General features: G+C 70.2%; 16 protein-coding genes and 1 pseudogene. 7 read left to right on the top strand and 10 right to left on the bottom strand.

Annotated features, from left to right (window positions below; all coding sequences use genetic code 11):
- Nucleotides 1-13 precede the first annotated feature (13 nt).
- Complete coding sequence (locus RKD20_RS28035; RefSeq protein ID WP_424880123.1) at nt 14-418, bottom strand: hypothetical protein; 405 nt, start codon at nt 416-418, stop codon at nt 14-16.
- A gap of 681 nt (nt 419-1099) precedes the next feature.
- Here RKD20_RS28035 and chvE point away from each other — a divergent pair.
- Nucleotides 1100-2191 carry a multiple monosaccharide ABC transporter substrate-binding protein gene (gene chvE / locus RKD20_RS28040; RefSeq protein ID WP_424880124.1) on the top strand — a complete coding sequence of 364 codons (1092 nt, stop codon included), beginning with the start codon at nt 1100-1102 and terminating at the stop codon, nt 2189-2191.
- A gap of 324 nt (nt 2192-2515) precedes the next feature.
- Here the strand turns inward: chvE and RKD20_RS28045 are convergent, their stop codons facing one another.
- On the bottom strand, nt 2516-2983 hold the full coding sequence (locus RKD20_RS28045; protein ID WP_424880125.1) for a lamin tail domain-containing protein: 468 nt from the start codon (nt 2981-2983) through the stop codon (nt 2516-2518).
- A 538-nt stretch (nt 2984-3521) separates the two neighbouring features.
- Here RKD20_RS28045 and RKD20_RS28050 point away from each other — a divergent pair.
- Nucleotides 3522-3830, top strand: coding sequence for a hypothetical protein (locus tag RKD20_RS28050; RefSeq protein ID WP_424880126.1), 309 nt, complete (start codon nt 3522-3524; stop codon nt 3828-3830).
- Between the two features lie 152 nt (nt 3831-3982).
- On the opposite strand, the gene RKD20_RS28055 is transcribed toward RKD20_RS28050, so the two are convergent.
- On the bottom strand, nt 3983-4345 hold the full coding sequence (locus RKD20_RS28055) for a hypothetical protein (RefSeq protein ID WP_424880127.1): 363 nt from the start codon (nt 4343-4345) through the stop codon (nt 3983-3985).
- A 331-nt stretch (nt 4346-4676) separates the two neighbouring features.
- On the opposite strand from RKD20_RS28055, the gene RKD20_RS28060 reads away from it, so the two are divergent.
- Nucleotides 4677-4826, top strand: coding sequence for a hypothetical protein (locus tag RKD20_RS28060; protein WP_424880128.1), 150 nt, complete (start codon nt 4677-4679; stop codon nt 4824-4826).
- A 30-nt stretch (nt 4827-4856) separates the two neighbouring features.
- Here RKD20_RS28060 and RKD20_RS28065 read toward each other — a convergent pair whose 3' ends face one another.
- The gene (locus tag RKD20_RS28065) at nt 4857-5903 is read right to left on the bottom strand and encodes a LacI family DNA-binding transcriptional regulator (protein ID WP_424880129.1); all 1047 of its coding nucleotides are present in this window, start codon (nt 5901-5903) and stop codon (nt 4857-4859) included.
- A gap of 298 nt (nt 5904-6201) precedes the next feature.
- Here RKD20_RS28065 and RKD20_RS28070 point away from each other — a divergent pair, with 298 nt between their 5' ends.
- Nucleotides 6202-7359: a Gfo/Idh/MocA family protein gene (locus tag RKD20_RS28070; RefSeq protein ID WP_424880130.1), complete on the top strand. Its 1158-nt coding sequence runs from the start codon at nt 6202-6204 to the stop codon at nt 7357-7359.
- Between the two features lie 34 nt (nt 7360-7393).
- Here the strand turns inward: RKD20_RS28070 and RKD20_RS28075 are convergent, their stop codons facing one another.
- On the bottom strand, nt 7394-8596 hold the full coding sequence (locus RKD20_RS28075) for an RNA-guided endonuclease InsQ/TnpB family protein (RefSeq protein ID WP_424880131.1): 1203 nt from the start codon (nt 8594-8596) through the stop codon (nt 7394-7396).
- A 29-nt stretch (nt 8597-8625) separates the two neighbouring features.
- On the opposite strand from RKD20_RS28075, the gene RKD20_RS28080 reads away from it, so the two are divergent.
- The 3 genes from RKD20_RS28080 to RKD20_RS28090 all read left to right on the top strand — a co-directional run bounded on the left by RKD20_RS28080 (nt 8626) and on the right by RKD20_RS28090 (nt 10850).
- On the top strand, nt 8626-8784 hold the full coding sequence (locus RKD20_RS28080) for an Arc family DNA-binding protein (RefSeq protein WP_424880132.1): 159 nt from the start codon (nt 8626-8628) through the stop codon (nt 8782-8784).
- An 84-nt stretch (nt 8785-8868) separates the two neighbouring features.
- A complete protein-coding gene (locus RKD20_RS28085) occupies nt 8869-10023 on the top strand; it encodes a dihydrodipicolinate synthase family protein (RefSeq protein WP_424880133.1) in 1155 nt (384 codons plus the stop codon).
- Nucleotides 10020-10850, top strand: coding sequence for a sugar phosphate isomerase/epimerase family protein (locus tag RKD20_RS28090; RefSeq protein WP_424880134.1), 831 nt, complete (start codon nt 10020-10022; stop codon nt 10848-10850). Before RKD20_RS28085 ends, RKD20_RS28090 begins: the two co-directional genes overlap by 4 nt.
- Nucleotides 10851-11055: 205 nt before the next feature.
- Here the strand turns inward: RKD20_RS28090 and rbsD are convergent, their stop codons facing one another.
- The 5 genes and pseudogenes from rbsD to RKD20_RS28115 form a co-directional block, all read right to left on the bottom strand.
- Entirely contained in the window at nt 11056-11445 is a 390-nt protein-coding gene (rbsD, locus tag RKD20_RS28095) for a D-ribose pyranase (RefSeq protein ID WP_424880135.1), read from the bottom strand.
- Nucleotides 11442-12347: a ribokinase gene (locus tag RKD20_RS28100; protein ID WP_424880136.1), complete on the bottom strand. Its 906-nt coding sequence runs from the start codon at nt 12345-12347 to the stop codon at nt 11442-11444. The genes rbsD and RKD20_RS28100 overlap by 4 nt, the downstream gene beginning before the upstream one ends.
- A gap of 66 nt (nt 12348-12413) precedes the next feature.
- Nucleotides 12414-14350: pseudogene (locus RKD20_RS28105) on the bottom strand (substrate-binding domain-containing protein).
- Entirely contained in the window at nt 14340-15866 is a 1527-nt protein-coding gene (locus tag RKD20_RS28110; RefSeq protein WP_424880137.1) for a sugar ABC transporter ATP-binding protein, read from the bottom strand. Before RKD20_RS28110 ends, RKD20_RS28105 begins: the two are co-directional and overlap by 11 nt.
- Nucleotides 15863-16882, bottom strand: a complete 1020-nt coding sequence (locus RKD20_RS28115; RefSeq protein ID WP_424880138.1) for a LacI family DNA-binding transcriptional regulator — start codon at nt 16880-16882, stop codon at nt 15863-15865. The genes RKD20_RS28110 and RKD20_RS28115 overlap by 4 nt, the downstream gene beginning before the upstream one ends.
- Nucleotides 16883-17539 lie beyond the last annotated feature (657 nt).

A 17539-nucleotide genomic window follows, 5' to 3' on the forward strand; every position in this document is an offset into this window, starting at 1 on the left:
CCTGGCTGGTCGGTTACGGCATTGCAGACCGAGGTGGGGCGCGGAACTCATCGGTGAAGGGGGAGCATATGTCGGGGGTGACGGTCGCCACGCAAACGGCTCCGCCACCCGGCCGCAGGTGCGGGTGGCTGTCCCCGCGGCCCCAGTCGACCGCGATGCCGGCTTTCCACCGGTCGTCGGTGAACTTCTGCCCGCAGTCGGCGCACACCGGGCGCTGCGCCGCGCGTTCGGCTGCTTCCTGCGCGGGACGGCGCCGCGCCTCTTCGTACCGGCGGGCGAGGGCGGCGTCCCGGCGGGGGTTGCCGGTCGCGTCCCAGAGGTTCTGTCGGCCGTCGCGGCCGAAGCGCCAGAACGCGGGCCCGGCCGGGCCGTGCTCGCGCAACAGCTCCAGCGTGGTCGCCACGATCGGCATCGCCACGCCCCCTCTGCTCCGTGTGGAGGCCGAAAGCGGCTTTGAACATCTCTCTGTAACCGTTCCAGTTCGTACCGTTGACACCCCGTACACGGCCCCTTACTGTCACGCCAACTTCCGAACGTTTGTCGATATTTCGAACACGCGAAAGGCGATTGCCCTGTGCACCCCCGGAATCAGCACGCACGTGGCCGGAACGCCGTAGCGCAGCCCGACGTAGGTACAGGAGCACGCCGGCAAAGGGAGCACGAGAGTCGGCGATGCCAGGCCGTAGCAACGCGCTGATCGGCGATGTACGAGATGCCGAGGCGTCTGAGCACCGGCTCGAGCAACGTGCCGGGCCGGCCTGATCGCAACCGTGCGAGCCAGGTTCGCCGGTTGCTCGCTCGCCTTGAAACCCGTGCACCAAGACCCCAACGACCTCGGCTGCTGCGTGCGGACCGGCGAGGGCGCCGAAACTGATCCGCTCCGGTGCACCGTTCAGTCCGAAGTCCGGTCCGCCCGGGGTTCTGCCCGTACGGCATTCGTCTGCGAGGCCTGCCCCTGCCACAGCGCGCGAACAGCGCTCCGACTCGCTCTCGACCTGCCTGCCGAGCGCCCGGCTCGCTCCACCACTTCCCCCTCGACGTCTGGTCCGCCGCAATTCCTCAACGATGAGAACGATGAGAAGGACAAGGAACGATCGCCATGTTCAACCGAAGAACCGCCCTCGCCTCCCTCGCCGGAGCCGTCTCTCTCGCCCTTACCGCGTCCGCCTGCGGCCAGAGCAGCGTGCGCAGCTCCGAGGGCACGTCCGTGGGCGGTACCGTCGGCGTCGCCATGCCGACCCGGTCCTCCGACCGCTGGCTCACCGATGGCAGGAGCATCGTCAAGGACCTGAAGGGCAAGGGGTACAAGGCCAAGCTGGTCTACGGCGACGACGACCCGAAAGCCCAGGTCTCCCAGATCGAGAACCTGATCAAGCAGCGCGTCGACGCACTGATCATCGCGGCCATCGACGCCAAGTCGCTGAACGGCGTGCTTCAAGAGGCCGCCGCTGCGCACATTCCGGTGATCTCCTACGACCGGCTCATCCTCGGCACCAAGAACGTCGACTACTACGTCTCCTTCGACAACGAGATGGTCGGCCGGATGCAGGCTTCCCACATCATCAAGAAGCTCGGACTGGAGGACGGCAAGGGCCCCTTCAACATCGAGCTGTTTGCCGGCTCCCCCGACGACAACAACACCAAATATTTCTTCGAAGGTGCGATGGCGCGCTTGCAGCCGTTCCTGGACAGCAAGCAGTTGGTCGTCCCTTCGGGTCAGACCAAGCTCAGCCGGATCACCACCTTGCGCTGGGACGGGCCCACTGCGGAAAAGCGCATGAGCGGCATCCTCGCCACGTGGTACCACAGCAAGAAGGTCGACGCGGTCCTGTCGCCGTATGACGGCATCTCCAGGGGGGTCCTGTCCGCGTTGAAGTCGGACGGCTACGGCTCCGGCAGCGGGCTCCCGGTCATCACCGGTCAGGACGCCGAGCCTGCCTCGGTGAAGTCGATCATCGCGGGTCAGCAGTCGGAGACCGTCTACAAGGACGTCCGCGAACTCGCCGGGGCCGCCGCAGAGATGGTCGACGACATACTCAAGGACAGGCGTCCGCGGGTCAACAACAGACGTGACTACAACAACGGCGTCAAGAACGTGCCCGCCTACTTGCTGCAGCCGCAGAGCCTCGACGAGACCAACTATGACGTTCTGATCCGGGACGGTTACTACACGGCCGATGAGCTCAAGTAGCGATGGGTCTTGACGCCGAATTCCGGACACGGGTTGTCCCGCTGGCGTCAACGTAGTGTGCAGCCGGCCGAATGCCTCCGCACTCACTGGACCAGTACTTGGGGCCTGGAGCGTCTCGCGTTTGAACGTCGCGTTGAAGGACCCGGCGAGCGCGTTGCCCGCGCTGGAGCCGATCGCGCTCATCTGGCGGACGCCGGCTTGGTTGCAGGCGTCGGCAAAGGCCCGACTGGCGCGCCTGAGCGACGGAGGGCCCGGCCGGGCGAGCCGGCCGGGCCCTCCGTCGCCCCGCGGCATCACCTCGAGCCGCGGGTGTGGGAAACAAGGTCAGTGGTGGCGGCCACCGTGGCGGTGGTGGCCCCAGGACGCGTCGTCGATGAAGCGGTCGTGGTCGTTGCGCAGGGTGGCGGTGTCGGTGTGGTTGTCCCACACCTCGTTGTTGCGGTCCCAGTAGAGGTCGCTGTCGGTGTCGTGGCCACTGCCGGTGTGGATGCGGACCGTGGCACGCCCCTCAAGGCGGTAGTGGTCGAAGGTGTAGGTGTCGCCGTCCTCGTTCGTCAGAGTCCAGCCGTCGAGGTTGACCGTGCGGCGGGAGGTGTTGGTGAGCTCCACCCACTCCTTGTTCAGCGAGCGCCGCGAACGGTCGTCCCAGCCGGGTGAGTCGTACTGGACCGCGCTGATCTCCACCTTCGTGCGGTCGGGCCGGGCGTGGTCGGCGGCCGACGCCGGCAGCGCGACTGCTCCGACGATCGCGGCGGCCGCGAGAGCGGCGGCGGACAGGCGACGGGCGGTCACCGTGGAAGAAGACACAAGGCCCCCAGGCTGTACGGGCACCCGCCCGTCCCGGGGCCCTGACAGCAGAGCGGGTGGGGCGGGTTGGTGCGGTGTGCGGGTGGCGGCCGGTCGGCCGCACACCCACACCATGGCCGTGTCGTGCAGGTGGGGAACGCGATACGGGCGGTCCGTTGCTGTTCATCCGCATTGCTGTGACTGTCGCTTGTATCGTCCATTCATGCGGCGTATGCGCGAAGTTGACGCCCCGCCATGAGAGATCCCGTGCGGGGCCCTGACCGTCCCCCGCGACGACCAGGACACACCACCCCAGCAGCTGCACGACCCTCACCCGTGAGTGTGTAACAGCGCTCGGACTCCGCGCCGGTGCCGTTGCCTACGGGCGGCTGGTCAGGCGCGGCCGGCCTGCAGTTGTACTGGTCGGAGAAGACGATGAGCCGCCGATGACGCCGTCGGCGTGACATCGCCCGGCAACCGCAACCACACACAGCCGTCTGGGGCTCTCCCCCTGCACATCCACTCCCTGCTGAAGGAGACCGACGTGAGCCTTGCCCTTGACCACCACACGCCGCACACCTTCGTCGACCCCTACGCCGCCGACCCGGCAGAGACGGCCTGGCCCCCGGCCGCCGGGCAGGACACCGACTGCCTGCTCCCGCCGCCCAACCCCGCCGAGCGCCTCAGCAACCTCATCACCCCCCGCGACCAGCGCCGCCTGGCCCTGCACGCCGCACTGACCGCCGCCGGCATCCCGCCCCGGCCCGAAGACCGCGACGCCATCGACCAGCTCAGCACCCTGCCCCCCAGCATCAACACCACCCTGCAACGCTGGCTGAACCACACGCTGTGAAATGGACGCACACACGAGGTCCGCCCATGCGCGCTGGGATCGTGCCAGACGCCGCATGAGGTCGGGCAACCTTTACGCCGTCGCACCGCGCCCGTATGCGGCCCGCACCACCTCGACCGCCTGCTCATAGGTGTCGGCCTGGGTGTCGATCGTCAGCTGCCCACCCGGCCCGCTCCCTCTCTCGGAGCGGTGCCGTCCTTCCGTAGCCGGAGGGGACCGAGCCCCAGGCGGCCGCGGCGGAAGTCGTCCGCTGCCGCCCGCACCTCCTGCGCGCCGTCCCACTCCTCCCGGTACTCCACGTCCGGCAGCCTGCGGAAGCGCACCAGTTCCTCCGCCACGTCGGCCACCCGCTCCGGGTCCGCGATGGGCGTGCGCAGGGCCGTGATCACGGTGTAGAGCAGCACGTCGTAGGAGTTGAGTCCGGTCAGGGCGTAGTACCAGCCCTGGCGTTCCTCCCAGTCGAGCCGGATCCCGCCTTGGCCGCTGGTGCGGGAGACGTCCCAGGCGAGCGTCATGCAAGTGGTCAGGCCGCGCCCCATGCCGTGGTGGCCGGCCCGACGGTGCCTGGCGGGATACCCCGATGGGTGAGGGCGTCGTCGACGGCCTGGACGTAGGGCCAGTGTGGCGTCCCCTGGGGTGCACCGCGTGATCCTGGCGGGTCCGACAGCACGGGTCTACCCACCAGGCGCCGCGGGGAGGCACGCACCGACGGCCAGATCGCCAGGGACCTCGCCGTGTTTGTCACCTGGTCGACACCGAATGCCGACGTCTGGGCCGCACCGACGTCATCCCCCCGGACGAGCGCGGCCGCCTCACCGCCTCCCGGTTCCGGCGCACCCTCGCCTCATGCTCCAGGGGTACGCCGGCCCCTACGACTCCGGGTTCCCCGACGGATACGACTTCGAGGACTGGCTCTACCGCTTGGAGATCCTCGCCGACGACACCCAGGCCCTCGAAGACGGGGAGCACGTCAGCGGCCCTGCCGCCGACGCCTGACCCGAGGCGCCCCCGACGCCCCCCGCACCCTCAACCCCGAGGCGCCCCCGAAGACCCCCGAACCATCAACTCGCCCCGCACGGTCGCGATCCCCCCGGGCGGCGGCTCCTCCCGCCCCATCGCGATCCGGCCCGCCCGCGCCCCCGCCTCCGCCAACGGCAACCGCACCGTCGTCAGCGCCGGTACCGCGTCGATGCTGAAGGGCAGATCGTCGAACCCGGCGACGGACACGTCGTCCGGAATGCGCAGCCCCGAATCCCGCAGCGCCGCGCATGCCCCCAGGGCGACGGAGTCGTTCGCCGCCACCACAGCCGTCAGCGAAGGGTCCCGCCGCAGGAGCTCCAGCGTGGCCTCGTACCCGGATCGGCGGTCGTAGCGGCCGTACACGGTCCAGCGGGGGTCCTCCTCGATGCCGTGCGCCGCCAGCGCCGCCCGGTGTCCCTCCAGCCGGTGCCGGGTGGTCGTCCGCTCCTCGGGGCCCGCGATGTACCCGAGGCGGCGGTGTCCGAGCCCGATGAGGTGTTCCGTCAGCTCGCGGCCCCCGCCCCGGTTGTCGAAGGTCAGCGCGAACGCCCCGGTCTCCGGCGCCGGCGGCCGCCCGCACAGCACGATCCGCGTCCCCGCGTCCGCCAGCTTCCGCAGCTTGGCGGACATCGCGGCCTGGTGCGACGCGGCCTCAGTCGCCCCGCCCGTCAGGACGACCGCCGCCGCCCGCTGCCGCTGGAGCAGGGTGAGATACGTCAACTCCCGTTCCGGGGAACCCCCGGTGTTGCAGACGACCCCGAGCCGCTCACCGCCCGCGCGGCCGCCCGGCCCCCCGATCTCGGACTGGATCGCACCGGCCATGATCCCGAAGAAGGGGTCGGCGATGTCGTTCACGAGGATGCCGACGAGATCCGAGGTGGCGGCGGCGAGCGAGCTGGCCGGTCCGTTCAGCACGTAGTCCAGCTCGTCCACGGCCCGCAGCACCCGCTCGCGGGTGGACGCGGCCACGGGGTAGTTCCCGTTCAGTACGCGCGACACCGTCGCGGGGGAGACCTGGGCGCGGGCCGCCACGTCCGCCAGGGTCACCGTCATCTCGTCGTCCTCCGGTTGCGCGCCTCGGCGTGCCCTGGCGTGGTGCCCGGGCGTGCCTCAGCGCATCTCAGTCGTACTCCGTCGTACACGCGGGCCCCCAGGGCCCGGTTCCGAGCCGACCTTAAGCCCCCTGCTCCCAGTTGTTCGCCCCCTCGAACAACTCACCCCGTTCGCGGGCTTGTCCAGACCGCTGGTGAGAGGCTAGCTTCTCCTTGGATAGAAAGCGCTTGCTGTAACGCTCATCAGTAGGGCGTGCGCGGCGCGCACAACCGCGTACGACTCCTATGAAGGGAATGACGTGACACGCAAGACGGTGCGTATCGCCATGAACGGTGTGACGGGGCGCATGGGCTACCGCCAGCACCTCGTCCGCTCGATCCTCGCGATCCGCGAGCAGGGCGGTCTCGACCTCGGCGACGGCAACGTGCTGTGGCCCGAGCCGATCCTCGTGGGCCGCCGTGAGCACGCGCTGAAGGCCCTCGCCGAGCAGCACGGCCTGGACCCGGCGAACATCTCCACCGACGTGGACGCGGTCCTCGCCGACCCGACCGTCGAGATCTACTTCGACGCCCAGGTGACCTCCGCGCGCGAGGAGGCCATCAAGAAGGCGATCGCCGCCGGCAAGCACATCTACACCGAGAAGCCCACCGCCACCGGTCTCGACGGCGCCCTGGAACTGGCCCGCCTCGCCGAGGCCAAGGGCATCAAGCACGGCGTCGTCCAGGACAAGCTCTTCCTGCCGGGCCTGCTCAAGCTGAAGCGCCTCATCGACGGCGGCTTCTTCGGCCGTATCCTCTCGATCCGCGGCGAGTTCGGCTACTGGGTCTTCGAGGGCGACTGGCAGAGCGCCCAGCGCCCGAGCTGGAACTACCGGGCCGAGGACGGCGGTGGCATCGTTGTCGACATGTTCCCGCACTGGGAGTACGTGCTCCACGAGCTCTTCGGCCGGGTGAAGACCGTCCAGGCCCTCACCGCCACCCACATCCCGCAGCGCTGGGACGAGAACGACAAGCCCTACGACGCCACCGCCGACGACGCCGCCTACGGCATCTTCGAGCTCGACGGCGGCGCCATCGCCCAGATCAACTCCTCCTGGGCCGTCCGCGTCAACCGCGACGAGCTCGTCGAGTTCCAGGTCGACGGCACCGAGGGCTCGGCCGTCGCCGGTCTGCGCAACTGCCGCGTCCAGCACCGCTCCGCCACCCCGAAGCCGGTCTGGAACCCGGACATCCCCGCCACCGAGGTCTTCCGCGACCAGTGGCAGGAGGTCCCGGACAACGCCGAGTTCGACAACGGCTTCAAGGCCCAGTGGGAGCTCTTCCTCAAGCACGTCTACGCCGACGCCCCCTACCAGTGGGACCTCCTCGCCGGCGCCCGCGGTGTCCAGCTCGCCGAACTGGGCCTGAAGTCCTCGGCGGAGGGCCGCCGTCTCGACGTCCCGGAGATCTCGCTTTGACCGCTCCCCTCCCGGGAGGAAGGGGATTCCTGGCTCAGGCTGCCTCCGGGAGCTGCGCTCCCGGAGGTCTTAGGCCCTCAGCGCCAGCCGGGTTCAGACCAGCCCGGACAAGCATCACGCGGGCGGAGTTCTTGTCCCTGGGGGATACGACGCCGCACGCGGTGCAGGTGTAGGTACGTTCCGAAAGAGGAAGCGCGTGCTTGGTTCTCGCTCCGCACGATGCGCAGTCCATGGTGGTGTGCGCGGGGTGCACGAGACGGATGTCCCGTGCATGCTTGCGGCCCATTTCGATCAGGGCCTTTTTCGTGGCGCCGATGGCGGCGTCCGCGGCCTTGCGTGCCATGGAGGACTTGGCGAGGAACTTCGGCTTGAAGTCCTCGAGGGCGATGGCGTCATGGTCGCGCACAGCCTTCTTCGCCCACTTACGGCCGGTGTCCTGACGCTGCCGGGCGATCTTCTGGCAGATCCTCGCACGCCGCTTCTTCGCCTCACGGTACCCGTCGGAGGCGGCATGCCCTTTCTTCGGTTTGCGCCGGGCCATCATCCGGTCGTATTGGGCCAGCTTGGCCTGCGCCTTCTTCCCGTGCTGGGCGTGTGGCAGATCATGTGCGACCGAAGTGGTGGTCGCGGTCTCCTTCACACCCCAGTCGACGCCGAGCACAGCATCGGTGCGTGGCAGCGGCTGCACCTCGGCGGTAACCACGAACGAGCAGTACCAGTGGCCAACGCTGTCCTGATACACGCGCACCGAGGAAGGGTCGGCGGGCAGTTCCCGCGACCACACCACCGTCAGTGCGATCCCGCCCGCCGGCTGCAGGCAGCCGCCCTTGAGGCGGAACCCGCGCCGGGTGTAGTTCAGCGTCGGCAAACAGTCGCGCTTCCTCTTGTACTGCGGCATCCCGGCTCGCCGGTGCATCGGCACCTGTTCCTTGATGTCCTTCTGTGCCTTCGCGCGGGACTTGCCGAAGTCCCGGATGAGCTGTTGCTGCGGTACCGAAGAGGCTTCGGCCAACCACGGAGTGGTCGACCGGGCCGCGGTCAGCATCTTGTCCAGCTGGGCCGGGCCGCACGTCTCGCCCGCGGCATAGGCCTTCTTCGACCGGGCTACGCACTCGTTCCAGAGCCATCGGCACCGGTTCCACTCCCCGCGAAGCGCCGCGCAAGCTGTCGACGACACACGAAGCCGGTAGGTGTACCGGGCGTGTTCGGCCCCTCGGGCCGTATGTGGTGTCGTCATGACACCACGCTGGCACTACAGTTGAGGTCATGGACCATGAAGTACGCATCACGCTCAGACTGCCTGCCGAGCTTCACGCATGGCTCGTCGCCCAGGCCAAATCCACTCGGCGGTCTCTCAACTCGGAAATCGTGTACCGCCTTGAGGCGGGGCGCCCCGATACCGAGCAGGACAGCGAATCGCCCTGACGGTAACTCGTCATACCCGCTCCTGCTCCGCAGGGGTTCGATTGCCACTCGGTTCGACGGCTGTGTCATCCTCGGAGGCTCCCAGTGATCATTCAACTCCCCGACTTCCAGGGCGGCTTCAGGGCCTACGAGCCCCGCGAGGAGCCCTTCGCCGCCACCCCGGGCACCCCCTTCACCTCCCGTACGGTCTTTTCGGCGGCCCACGTCGTCGCCGACCCGTTCGCCGACGCGACGCCGGACTCCCCGGCCGCCGTCGACTGGGACGCCACCCTCGCCTTCCGCCGCCACCTGTGGTCGCACGGGCTCGGGGTCGCCGAAGCCATGGACACCGCCCAGCGCGGGATGGGCCTGGACTGGGCGGGCGCGGCCGAGCTGATCCGCCGCAGCGCCGCCGAGGCCAAGTCGGTCGGCGGGCTCATCGCCTGCGGTGTCGGCACCGACCAGCTCACCGGCCCGGCCACCCTGGACGAGGTCCGCGCCGCCTACGAGGAGCAGCTCGCCCTCGTCGAGGAGTCCGGCGCCCAGGCCATCCTGATGGCCTCCCGGGCGCTTGCCGCGGCGGCCAGGAGCCCCGAGGACTACCTGGAGGTCTACGGCCACCTCCTGCGCCAGGCCACCGAGCCGGTCGTCCTGCACTGGCTGGGCCCGATGTTCGACCCGGCGCTCGAAGGCTACTGGGGCTCCAGCGACCTCGACGCGGCCACGGACACGTTCCTCCAGGTCATCGCCGCACACCCGGACAAGGTCGACGGCATCAAGGTCTCGCTCCTCGAAGCCCGGCGCGAGATCGACATCCGCCGCCGGCTCCCGCAGGGCGTGCGCTGCTACACCGGCGACGACTTCAACTACCCCGAGCTGATCGCGGGCGACGACCAGGGTTTCTCCCACGCCCTGCTCGGCATCTTCGACCCGCTGGGCCCGCTCGCGGCCGAGGCGGTCCGCGTCCTGGACACCGGGGACGCCAAGGGCTTCCGCGAACTCCTCGACCCCACGGTCGAGTTGTCCCGCCACCTCTTCCAGGCCCCCACCCGCTTCTACAAGACGGGCGTGGTGTTCCTGGCCTGGCTGGCCGGCCACCAGTCGCACTTCACGATGGTCGGCGGCCTCCAGTCGGCCCGCTCCCTCCCGCACTTCGCGCGCGCCTACGAACTCGCCGACGGCCTGGGCCTGTTCCCGGACCCGAAACTGGCCGAGGAGCGCATGAAGAACCTGCTGTCCCTGTACGGGGTGACCCAGTGACCGACCTGTCCCGCTTCTCCATCAACCAGATGACGGTCAAGCAGCTGTCCCTGCCGGAACTGGTCGAAGCCTGCCGTGAGCTGGGCATCGGCAGCCTCGGCCTGTGGCGCGAGCCCGTCCGGTCGTACGGCGTCGAGGAGACGGCCAAGCTGGTCCGCGACGCGGGGCTGACCGTCACCACCCTGTGCCGCGGCGGCTTCTTCACGGCGATCGACCCGGACGAGCGGGCCGCGGCCCTGGACGACAACCGCCGCGCGGTCGACGAGGCGGCCACGCTCGGCACCGACACGCTCGTCCTGGTCTCGGGCGGCCTCCCGGCCGGTTCGAAGGACCTGCACGGCGCCCGCGAGCGCATCGCGGACGCGCTGTCCGTCCTGGGCCCGTACGCGGAGGACCACGGGGTGAGGCTGGCCATCGAGCCGCTGCACCCCATGTACGCCGCGGACCGCTGTGTGGTCTCCACGCTCACCCAGGCCCTCGACCTCGCGGAGCGCTTCCCCGCCCGGCAGGTCGGCGTCACGGTGGACACGTACCACATCTGGTGGGACGACAACGCGCCCGCGCAGATCGCCCGCGCGGGCGCCGGCGGCCGTATCCACACCTTCCAGCTCGCCGACTGGACGACCCCGCTGCCGGAGGGCGTGCTGAACGGCCGCGGGCAGATCGGTGACGGCGCGATCGACATGCGGGAGTGGCAGCGGTACGTCGAGGCGGCCGGGTACACGGGCGCCATCGAGGTCGAGCTGTTCAACGACGCGCTGTGGGCCCGCGACGGCCGCGAGGTGCTCGCCGAGACCGCCGAACGGTTCGTGACCCACACCCTTTGAAGGTCTCCCGCGGGCACGGACAAAAAAATCCGGAAGACCGTACAACCCTTTCCCCACCTGGCCGGTCGTACTTGGCATCAGGACTCTTGGAGGGGGATCCGGGGGGATCGCGGGGGTTCTGACGGGGAGGGAAAACCGAGGGGCCCGGTCCATCGACCGGGCCCCTCGAAACATCTCCGCGGGCGGTTGCCAGAACGGGCGGGTGTCAGAAGAAGACCCCGCAGCGCAGCAGCACATTCGCGTACGGCCGTGCCTCGCCCGTGCGCACGACGAGCCGCGCGCCCGCCGACAGCACCTTGAGCTCCTCGTGGGAGACCAGGCGCAGTGCGGGGAGGCGGGCGTCCAGCAGCTCCGCGGCCGCCGGGTTGGCGTCCCGCACCTCCGCGGCCGCCGTGCCCCCCTCCACGACCAGCTCGGCGAGCAGCCCGTCGAGGACCTCCGCGAAGGACGGCACCCCGGCCCGGAAGGCCAGGTCCACCACGCGCGGCCCGTCGGGGATCGGCATGCCGGCGTCGCACACCAGCAACCCGTCCCCGTGCCCCAGCTCGGCCAGCGCGCCGGAGAGCTGACGGTTGAGTATTCCGGCCTTCTTCACGGCGCCCCGACCTCCTCCGCGGTGGGGAAGGAGTCCTGCGCACCCTTCCGGGTCACCGCGACCGCCCCGACCCGGGACGCGTACGCGGCCGCCTCCGCCAGTCCGGCCCCGGCCCCCAGCCGGAACGCCAGCGCCGCCGTGAAGGCGTCCCCCGCGCCTGTCGTGTCCACGGCGTCCACCTTCACCGCCGCCACCCGTGTCACGCCCCCGGACGAGGACGCCACGAGAGACCCCTCCGCACCCAGCGTCACCACCACCGACCGCGGCCCCTTCGCGAGCAGCAGCCGCGTCCAGTCCTCCGGCTCGTCGCTCACGCACGCGTCCCCGAGGATCACCTTCGCCTCGTGCTCGTTGACGATCAGCGGATCACAGGCGGCCAGGACCTCGGTGGGCAGCGGCCGCGGCGGCGACGGGTTCAGCACGAACCGGCTGTCCGGCGACAGGTTCCGTACGACCTCCAGGACCGTCTCCAGCGGGATCTCCAGCTGGGTCGACACCACCCGGGAGGCGTGGAAGAGGCTGACCGCGGCCCGCACGTCCCCCGGCGTCAGACGCCCGTTGGCGCCCGGCGAGACCACGATGCTGTTGTCCCCCGACGGGTCGACGGTGATCAGCGCGACCCCCGTCGGCGCCCCGCCCACCAGCACCCCCACCGTGTCGACCCCGGCCGCCCGCTGCGAGTCGAGCAGCAGCCGGCCGTGCCCGTCGTCGCCGACGCGGGCCAGCAGCGCCGTACGCGCGCCCAACCGGGCCGCCGCGACCGCCTGGTTGGCGCCCTTGCCCCCCGGATGCACGGCCAGGTCCGAGCCGAGCACCGTCTCGCCGGCCGCCGGCCGCCGCTCCACGCCGATCACCAGGTCGGCGTTGGCCGACCCTACGACCAGAAGGTCGTAGTCGTACATGAATGACTCCCCTAGTCAGTGACGCGGGGCGGGCGGCCTGCGCGACCGCCCGCCCGTGCGCCGTCGTCAGCCCGTGAAGCCGGCCACGTTCTCCTTCGTGACCACCTTCACCGGCACCTTGATCGTCTCCTCGACCTTCTTGCCCTGAAGGGCCTTGAGCGCGTTGTCCACCGCGATTTTGCCGAGTTGGGAGGGCTGCTGTGCCACGGATGCGAACAGGGTGCCGTTCTTCACCGCGTTCAGGCCGTCCGGAGTGCCGTCGAAGCCGACCACCGAGACCGACCTGCCGGCCTTGGAGCCCAGCGCCTTGATCGCGCCGAGCGCCATCTCGTCGTTGGCGGCGATGACGCCCTGGACGTCCGGGTGGGCCTGGAGCAGGTTCGACATCACGTCGAGGCCTTGGTGCGGTCGAAGTCGGCGGGCTGCTGCGCGACGACCTGGATGCCCGGGTACGCCTTGAGTCCGTTGGCGAAGCCCTCGGCGCGCTCACGGGCCGCGGACGTGCCCGCCTGGCCCTGGAGGATCACGATCTTGCCCTTGCCGCCGAGCTTCTCGCCGATGGTCTTGGCGGCCAGCTCACCCCCGGCCACGTTGTCGGAGGCCACGAGGGCGTCCACCGACGCCTTGTTGACGCCCCGGTCCACTGCGATCACCGGGATGTTCGCCTTGTCGGCGGCCTTCACCGAGTTGCTCGCCGCGTCCGAGTCCACCGGGTTGACGATGATCGCGCCGAGGCTCGAACTGGTGAAGTTCTGGAGCTGGTTGGCCTGCTGGGAGGCGTCGTTCTGGGCGTCCGTGACGGTCAGGTCCACGCCCAGCTTCTTCGCCTCGGCCTGGGCGCCCGTCCTGATCTGCACGAAGAAGGGGTTGTTGAGGGTCGACAGCGACAGGCCCACCTTCGGGTTCGCCGTCGAGGACGAGTCGTTGTGCAGGAAGGAGGTCGCGCCGACGATCGCCACGGTGACCACGGCCGCGAGACCGTACGTCGCCGTCTGGCGCCCCCTGCCGCCCTGCGGGGCACCGGCCACCGGGGTCGCCCCGGCCTTGCGGCGCAGGGTGTCCAGGAGCACCGCCAGCGCGATGACGACACCGATGACGACCTGCTGCCAGAACGCGGACACGTTCAGCAGGTTGAGGCCGTTGCGCAGCACCGCCAGGATCAGCGCGCCGATCAGCGTCCCGGACGCCTTGCCGGTGCCGCCCGCGAGCGAGGCGCCGCCGATGACGACCGCGGCGATCGCGTCCAGCTCGTAGCCGTCGGCGGCCTGTGGCTGCGCCGAGGACAGCCGGGCGGCGAGCACGACACCAGCGACGGCCGCGAACACACCGGAGAAGGCGTAGATGGCGAGCTTCTGCTTCTTCACGCGGAGACCGGAGAGGCGCGCCGCCTCCTCGTTGCCGCCGATCGCGTACATGGAGCGGCCGATGTACGTCCGTCCCAGCACGAAGGCCGCGAGGAGCCCCATGACGACCATCACGAGGACGGGCACCGGCAGCCAGCCGCCGAGCGTGTCACCGAGGTGCGAGACCGAGTCGGGGAAGGCGATCGGGGAGCCCTCGGAGATCACCAGCGACAGACCGCGGGCGACGGAGAGCATGGCCAGCGTCGCGATGAACGGCGGGAGTTTGCCGTACGCGATCAGGAAGCCGTTGACGAGGCCGGCCGCGATGCCGGTGACGACGGCGAGGACCACCGCTATGAAGACCGGTACTCCGTGCTGCGTCGCGCTCCAGGCGAGCACGGTGGCCGACAGGGCCGCGACCGACCCCACCGACAGGTCGATGCCCGCCGAGACGATCACGAAGGTCACACCGAAGGCGAGGATGGCGGTCACGGCCGCCTGGACGCCGACGTTGAGCAGGTTGTCGGTGGTCAGGAAGTCGCCGGACAGCGCCGACATGGCGATGACGAGGACGATCAGCGCGGTCAGCGCGCCGTTGTCGAGCAGGAGACGGCGCAGGCCACCCGCGCTCGCCCCGCTCTTGAGCGTGTCAGTGGCCACCACGGGCCTCCTTCTCGGTCTTGACGGTGTTCGTACTGACGGCGAGTGCCATCACGGAGTCCTGTGTGGCCTCGTCGGCGTCGAGTTCGCCGGCGATCCGGCCCTGGGCCATCACCAGCACCCGGTCGCTCATGCCGAGCACCTCGGGCAGATCGCTGGAGATCATCAGGACGGCGGCACCGGCCGCGGTGAGTTCGTTGATGAGCTGGTAGATCTCGACCTTGGCGCCGACGTCGATCCCGCGCGTGGGCTCGTCGAGGATCAGCACCTTGGTGTCGGCGAGCAGCCACTTGCCGATGACGACCTTCTGCTGGTTGCCGCCGGACAGCGTCCGGACGTGCTGGTGCAGGCCCGCCATCCGCACCCCGAGCTGCCCGGCGATCCGGGCGGCGGCCTCGCGCTGCCCCTTGAGGTCGACGAGCCCCGCGCGGGTGGCGGCCCGCATGGTCACCAGGCCCAGGTTCTCCTCGACGGTCTGGTCGAGCACCAGGCCCTGGCCCTTGCGGTCCTCGGGGATGAGGCCGATCCCGGCCGCCATGGCCGCGCCCACGTCATGGCTCCTGAGGGCGGACCCGGCGACCTTCACGCTTCCCTTGTCGTACGGGTCCGCGCCGAACACGGCCCGCACCACCTCGGTACGGCCGGCTCCGACCAGCCCGGCGATGCCGACCACCTCACCGGCGTGCACCTCGAAGCCGATGTCGTGGAAGACGCCGTCCCGGGTGAGGCCCTCGACCTTGAGCAGGGCCGCCCCGGTGTCGCCGCGCTCGCGGGGGTACTGCTGCTCGATCGACCGCCCCACCATCAGGCGTACGAGCTCGTCCTCGGGCGTGGTGGCGGGCACCTGCCCGACGGACTTCCCGTCCCGGATGACCGTGACCCGGTCGCCCAGCGCGGCGATCTCCTCCAGGTGGTGCGTGATGAAGACGACGCCGACACCGTCCTCGCGCAGGGTGCGCACGATCGCGAAGAGCTTGTCGACCTCCTCGGAGGTGAGCACCGCGGTCGGCTCGTCCATGATCAGCACACGCGCGTTCAGCGAGAGCGCCTTGGCGATCTCGACCATCTGGAGCCGGGCGATGCCGAGTTCGCGGACACGCGCGCGTGGCGAGACGTTGACACCGACGCGCTTGAGCAGCACCTCGGCGTCGGCCTCCATCCGCTTCCGGTCGATCATCCCGAGGCGGCGCGGCTGCCGGCCCAGGAAGATGTTCTCGGCGACCGTCAGATCCGGTACCAGGTTGAACTCCTGGTAGATGGTGGCGATGCCCAGCCGCTCGGCGTCCTGCGCCCCGCGGATGTGCACCTCCTCGCCGTCCACCAGGACGCGGCCCTCGTCGGGGTGGTAGGCGCCCGACAGCATTTTGATCAGCGTGCTCTTGCCGGCGCCGTTCTCGCCGAGCAGTACGTGCACCTCGCCCCGGCGCAGGTCGAAGTCGACGCCGTCGAGCGCGACCACGCCGGGGAAGGACTTCCGTATGCCCTCGATGCGCAGCAACTCGTCCTCGTTGCTCACGACGTGCTCCTTTGCACAGGGTTGGGGTTCTCGCCGCAAGAGCGGCGGACGACCAGACGGGCGGGAAGAGTGACCGACTCGGGCGGCCGCCCCTCGATGCGGTCGACGAGCGCGCGCACGGCGGCCCGTCCCAGGTCGCCCGTGGGCTGGGCGATCGCGGTGATCGGCGGATCGGTGTGCACGAACCACGGGATGTCGTCGAACGCGGCCAGGGCGAGGTCCTCCGGCACGCGCAGCCCACGCGCGCGTACGGCGTCCAGCGCGCCGAGCGCCATCAGGTTGTCGGCCGCGAAGACGACCTCGGGCGGCTCGGGCAGGTCGAGGAAGCCCTCGGTGACGCGCCGCCCGCTCTCGGCCTGGAAGTCGCCCTGCCCTATGTAGGCCTCGGGCAGCTCCAGGCCGTACGCCTGGAGGGCCTCGCGGAAGGCCGCCACGCGCTCCTGGCCGGTCGTGGTGGCGGCGGGCCCGGCGATGATGGCGAGCCTGCGGTGCCCGAGGCCGTGCAGATGGGCGACGAGATCGCGCACGGCGGCCCGCCCGTCGGCCCTGACCACCGGCACGGCCACACCCGGGATCCAGCGGTCCACGAACACCATCGGCGTCCCCGCGCGCACGGCGTCCAGCATCAGCGGGGAGCCGCCGTCGGTGGGGGAGACCAGGAGTCCGTCGATCCGCCGGTCCAGCAGGTTCCGTACGTGGTGGTCCTGCAGATCCGGGCGTTCGTCGGCGTTCCCGATGATCACGCTGTAGCCCAGCGTGCGGGCCTCCTCCTCGACGGAGCGGGCCAGCTCGCCGAAGTAGGGGTTCAGCACGTCGCTGATGACCAGGCCGAGGGTGTGGGTCTGGTCGGTGCGCAGGGAGCGGGCGACGGCGTTCGGGCGGTAGCCCAGGGTCTCGACGGCGGCCAGCACGCGGGTGCGTGCGTCCGCGCTGACCGACGGATGGTCGTTGAGCACACGCGACACCGTGGCGACGGAGACCCCCGCCTCGGCAGCGACGTCCTTGATGCTCGCCATCGCCGCTCCACCTCCTTGTGGAATCGATTACACGACTTCGTGTACCGAGGATTGGAATCGATTACACGGCAGTTGGCAAGACCCCGGCCGCATCCCGAGACCTGATCGTGACGAAGGTGGGCGGAGCGCGGGCGGGCCCTCCGGATCCCCATCTCGCCGTGCCACCCCTGGCGGCACTCGGTGTCGCCGGACGGCCCGAGGGCCGACCCCGAGTGCACTCTCCTCGGTCAATGGGGGGATGGTAGAAGCGTGTTCGCCCCCAACACGTGAGGGCGCGGACGTGACCTCAGCGGCGCGGGACGCCATCCCGCATCGACGGCCTCACGGCCGGAGAGGAGCCGATCTTGAAACTGAAGGACTGGTTGCGAGATCGGTGGAAGGAACGGGTGCGACCACATCTCTCCTCGGAGAGGATCTCGGCGGCCTGCGATGTGATCATCCTGGTCGCGTGGGTGTGGAAGTTCCGGTCCTGACGTGTGTGGGCCCCGACTGACGAGTCAGCCAGGGCCTACGGACACCACACCAGGAGCCTCGCCCCTGAAGGTCCGCGGAGGCCACCACGGACGGGTGGGGCTCTCTGGCTGTTCGGGCCCGGCGCCGGGCCGGCGTCGTACCCGCGACGAGGCTATCAACCACCGCGTTCGGCGGCCCGGCGCC

Origin of the sequence: Streptomyces sp. SLBN-8D4, assembly GCF_049739545.1 — a bacterium.
Classification (GTDB): domain Bacteria; phylum Actinomycetota; class Actinomycetes; order Streptomycetales; family Streptomycetaceae; genus Streptomyces; species Streptomyces canus_C.

Coding starts and splice junctions, on each gene's coding strand:
- RKD20_RS28055 (WP_424880127.1), bottom strand. CDS start 4,345: ATGACGCTCGCCTGGGACGTCTCCCGCACCAGCGGCCAAGGCGGGATC.
- RKD20_RS28075 (WP_424880131.1), bottom strand. CDS start 8,596: ATGACGACACCACATACGGCCCGAGGGGCCGAACACGCCCGGTACACC.
- RKD20_RS28100 (WP_424880136.1), bottom strand. CDS start 12,347: ATGTACGACTACGACCTTCTGGTCGTAGGGTCGGCCAACGCCGACCTG.
- chvE (WP_424880124.1), top strand. CDS start 1,100: ATGTTCAACCGAAGAACCGCCCTCGCCTCCCTCGCCGGAGCCGTCTCT.
- RKD20_RS28080 (WP_424880132.1), top strand. CDS start 8,626: ATGGACCATGAAGTACGCATCACGCTCAGACTGCCTGCCGAGCTTCAC.
- RKD20_RS28060 (WP_424880128.1), top strand. CDS start 4,677: ATGCTCCAGGGGTACGCCGGCCCCTACGACTCCGGGTTCCCCGACGGA.
- RKD20_RS28115 (WP_424880138.1), bottom strand. CDS start 16,882: ATGGCGAGCATCAAGGACGTCGCTGCCGAGGCGGGGGTCTCCGTCGCC.
- RKD20_RS28065 (WP_424880129.1), bottom strand. CDS start 5,903: ATGACGGTGACCCTGGCGGACGTGGCGGCCCGCGCCCAGGTCTCCCCC.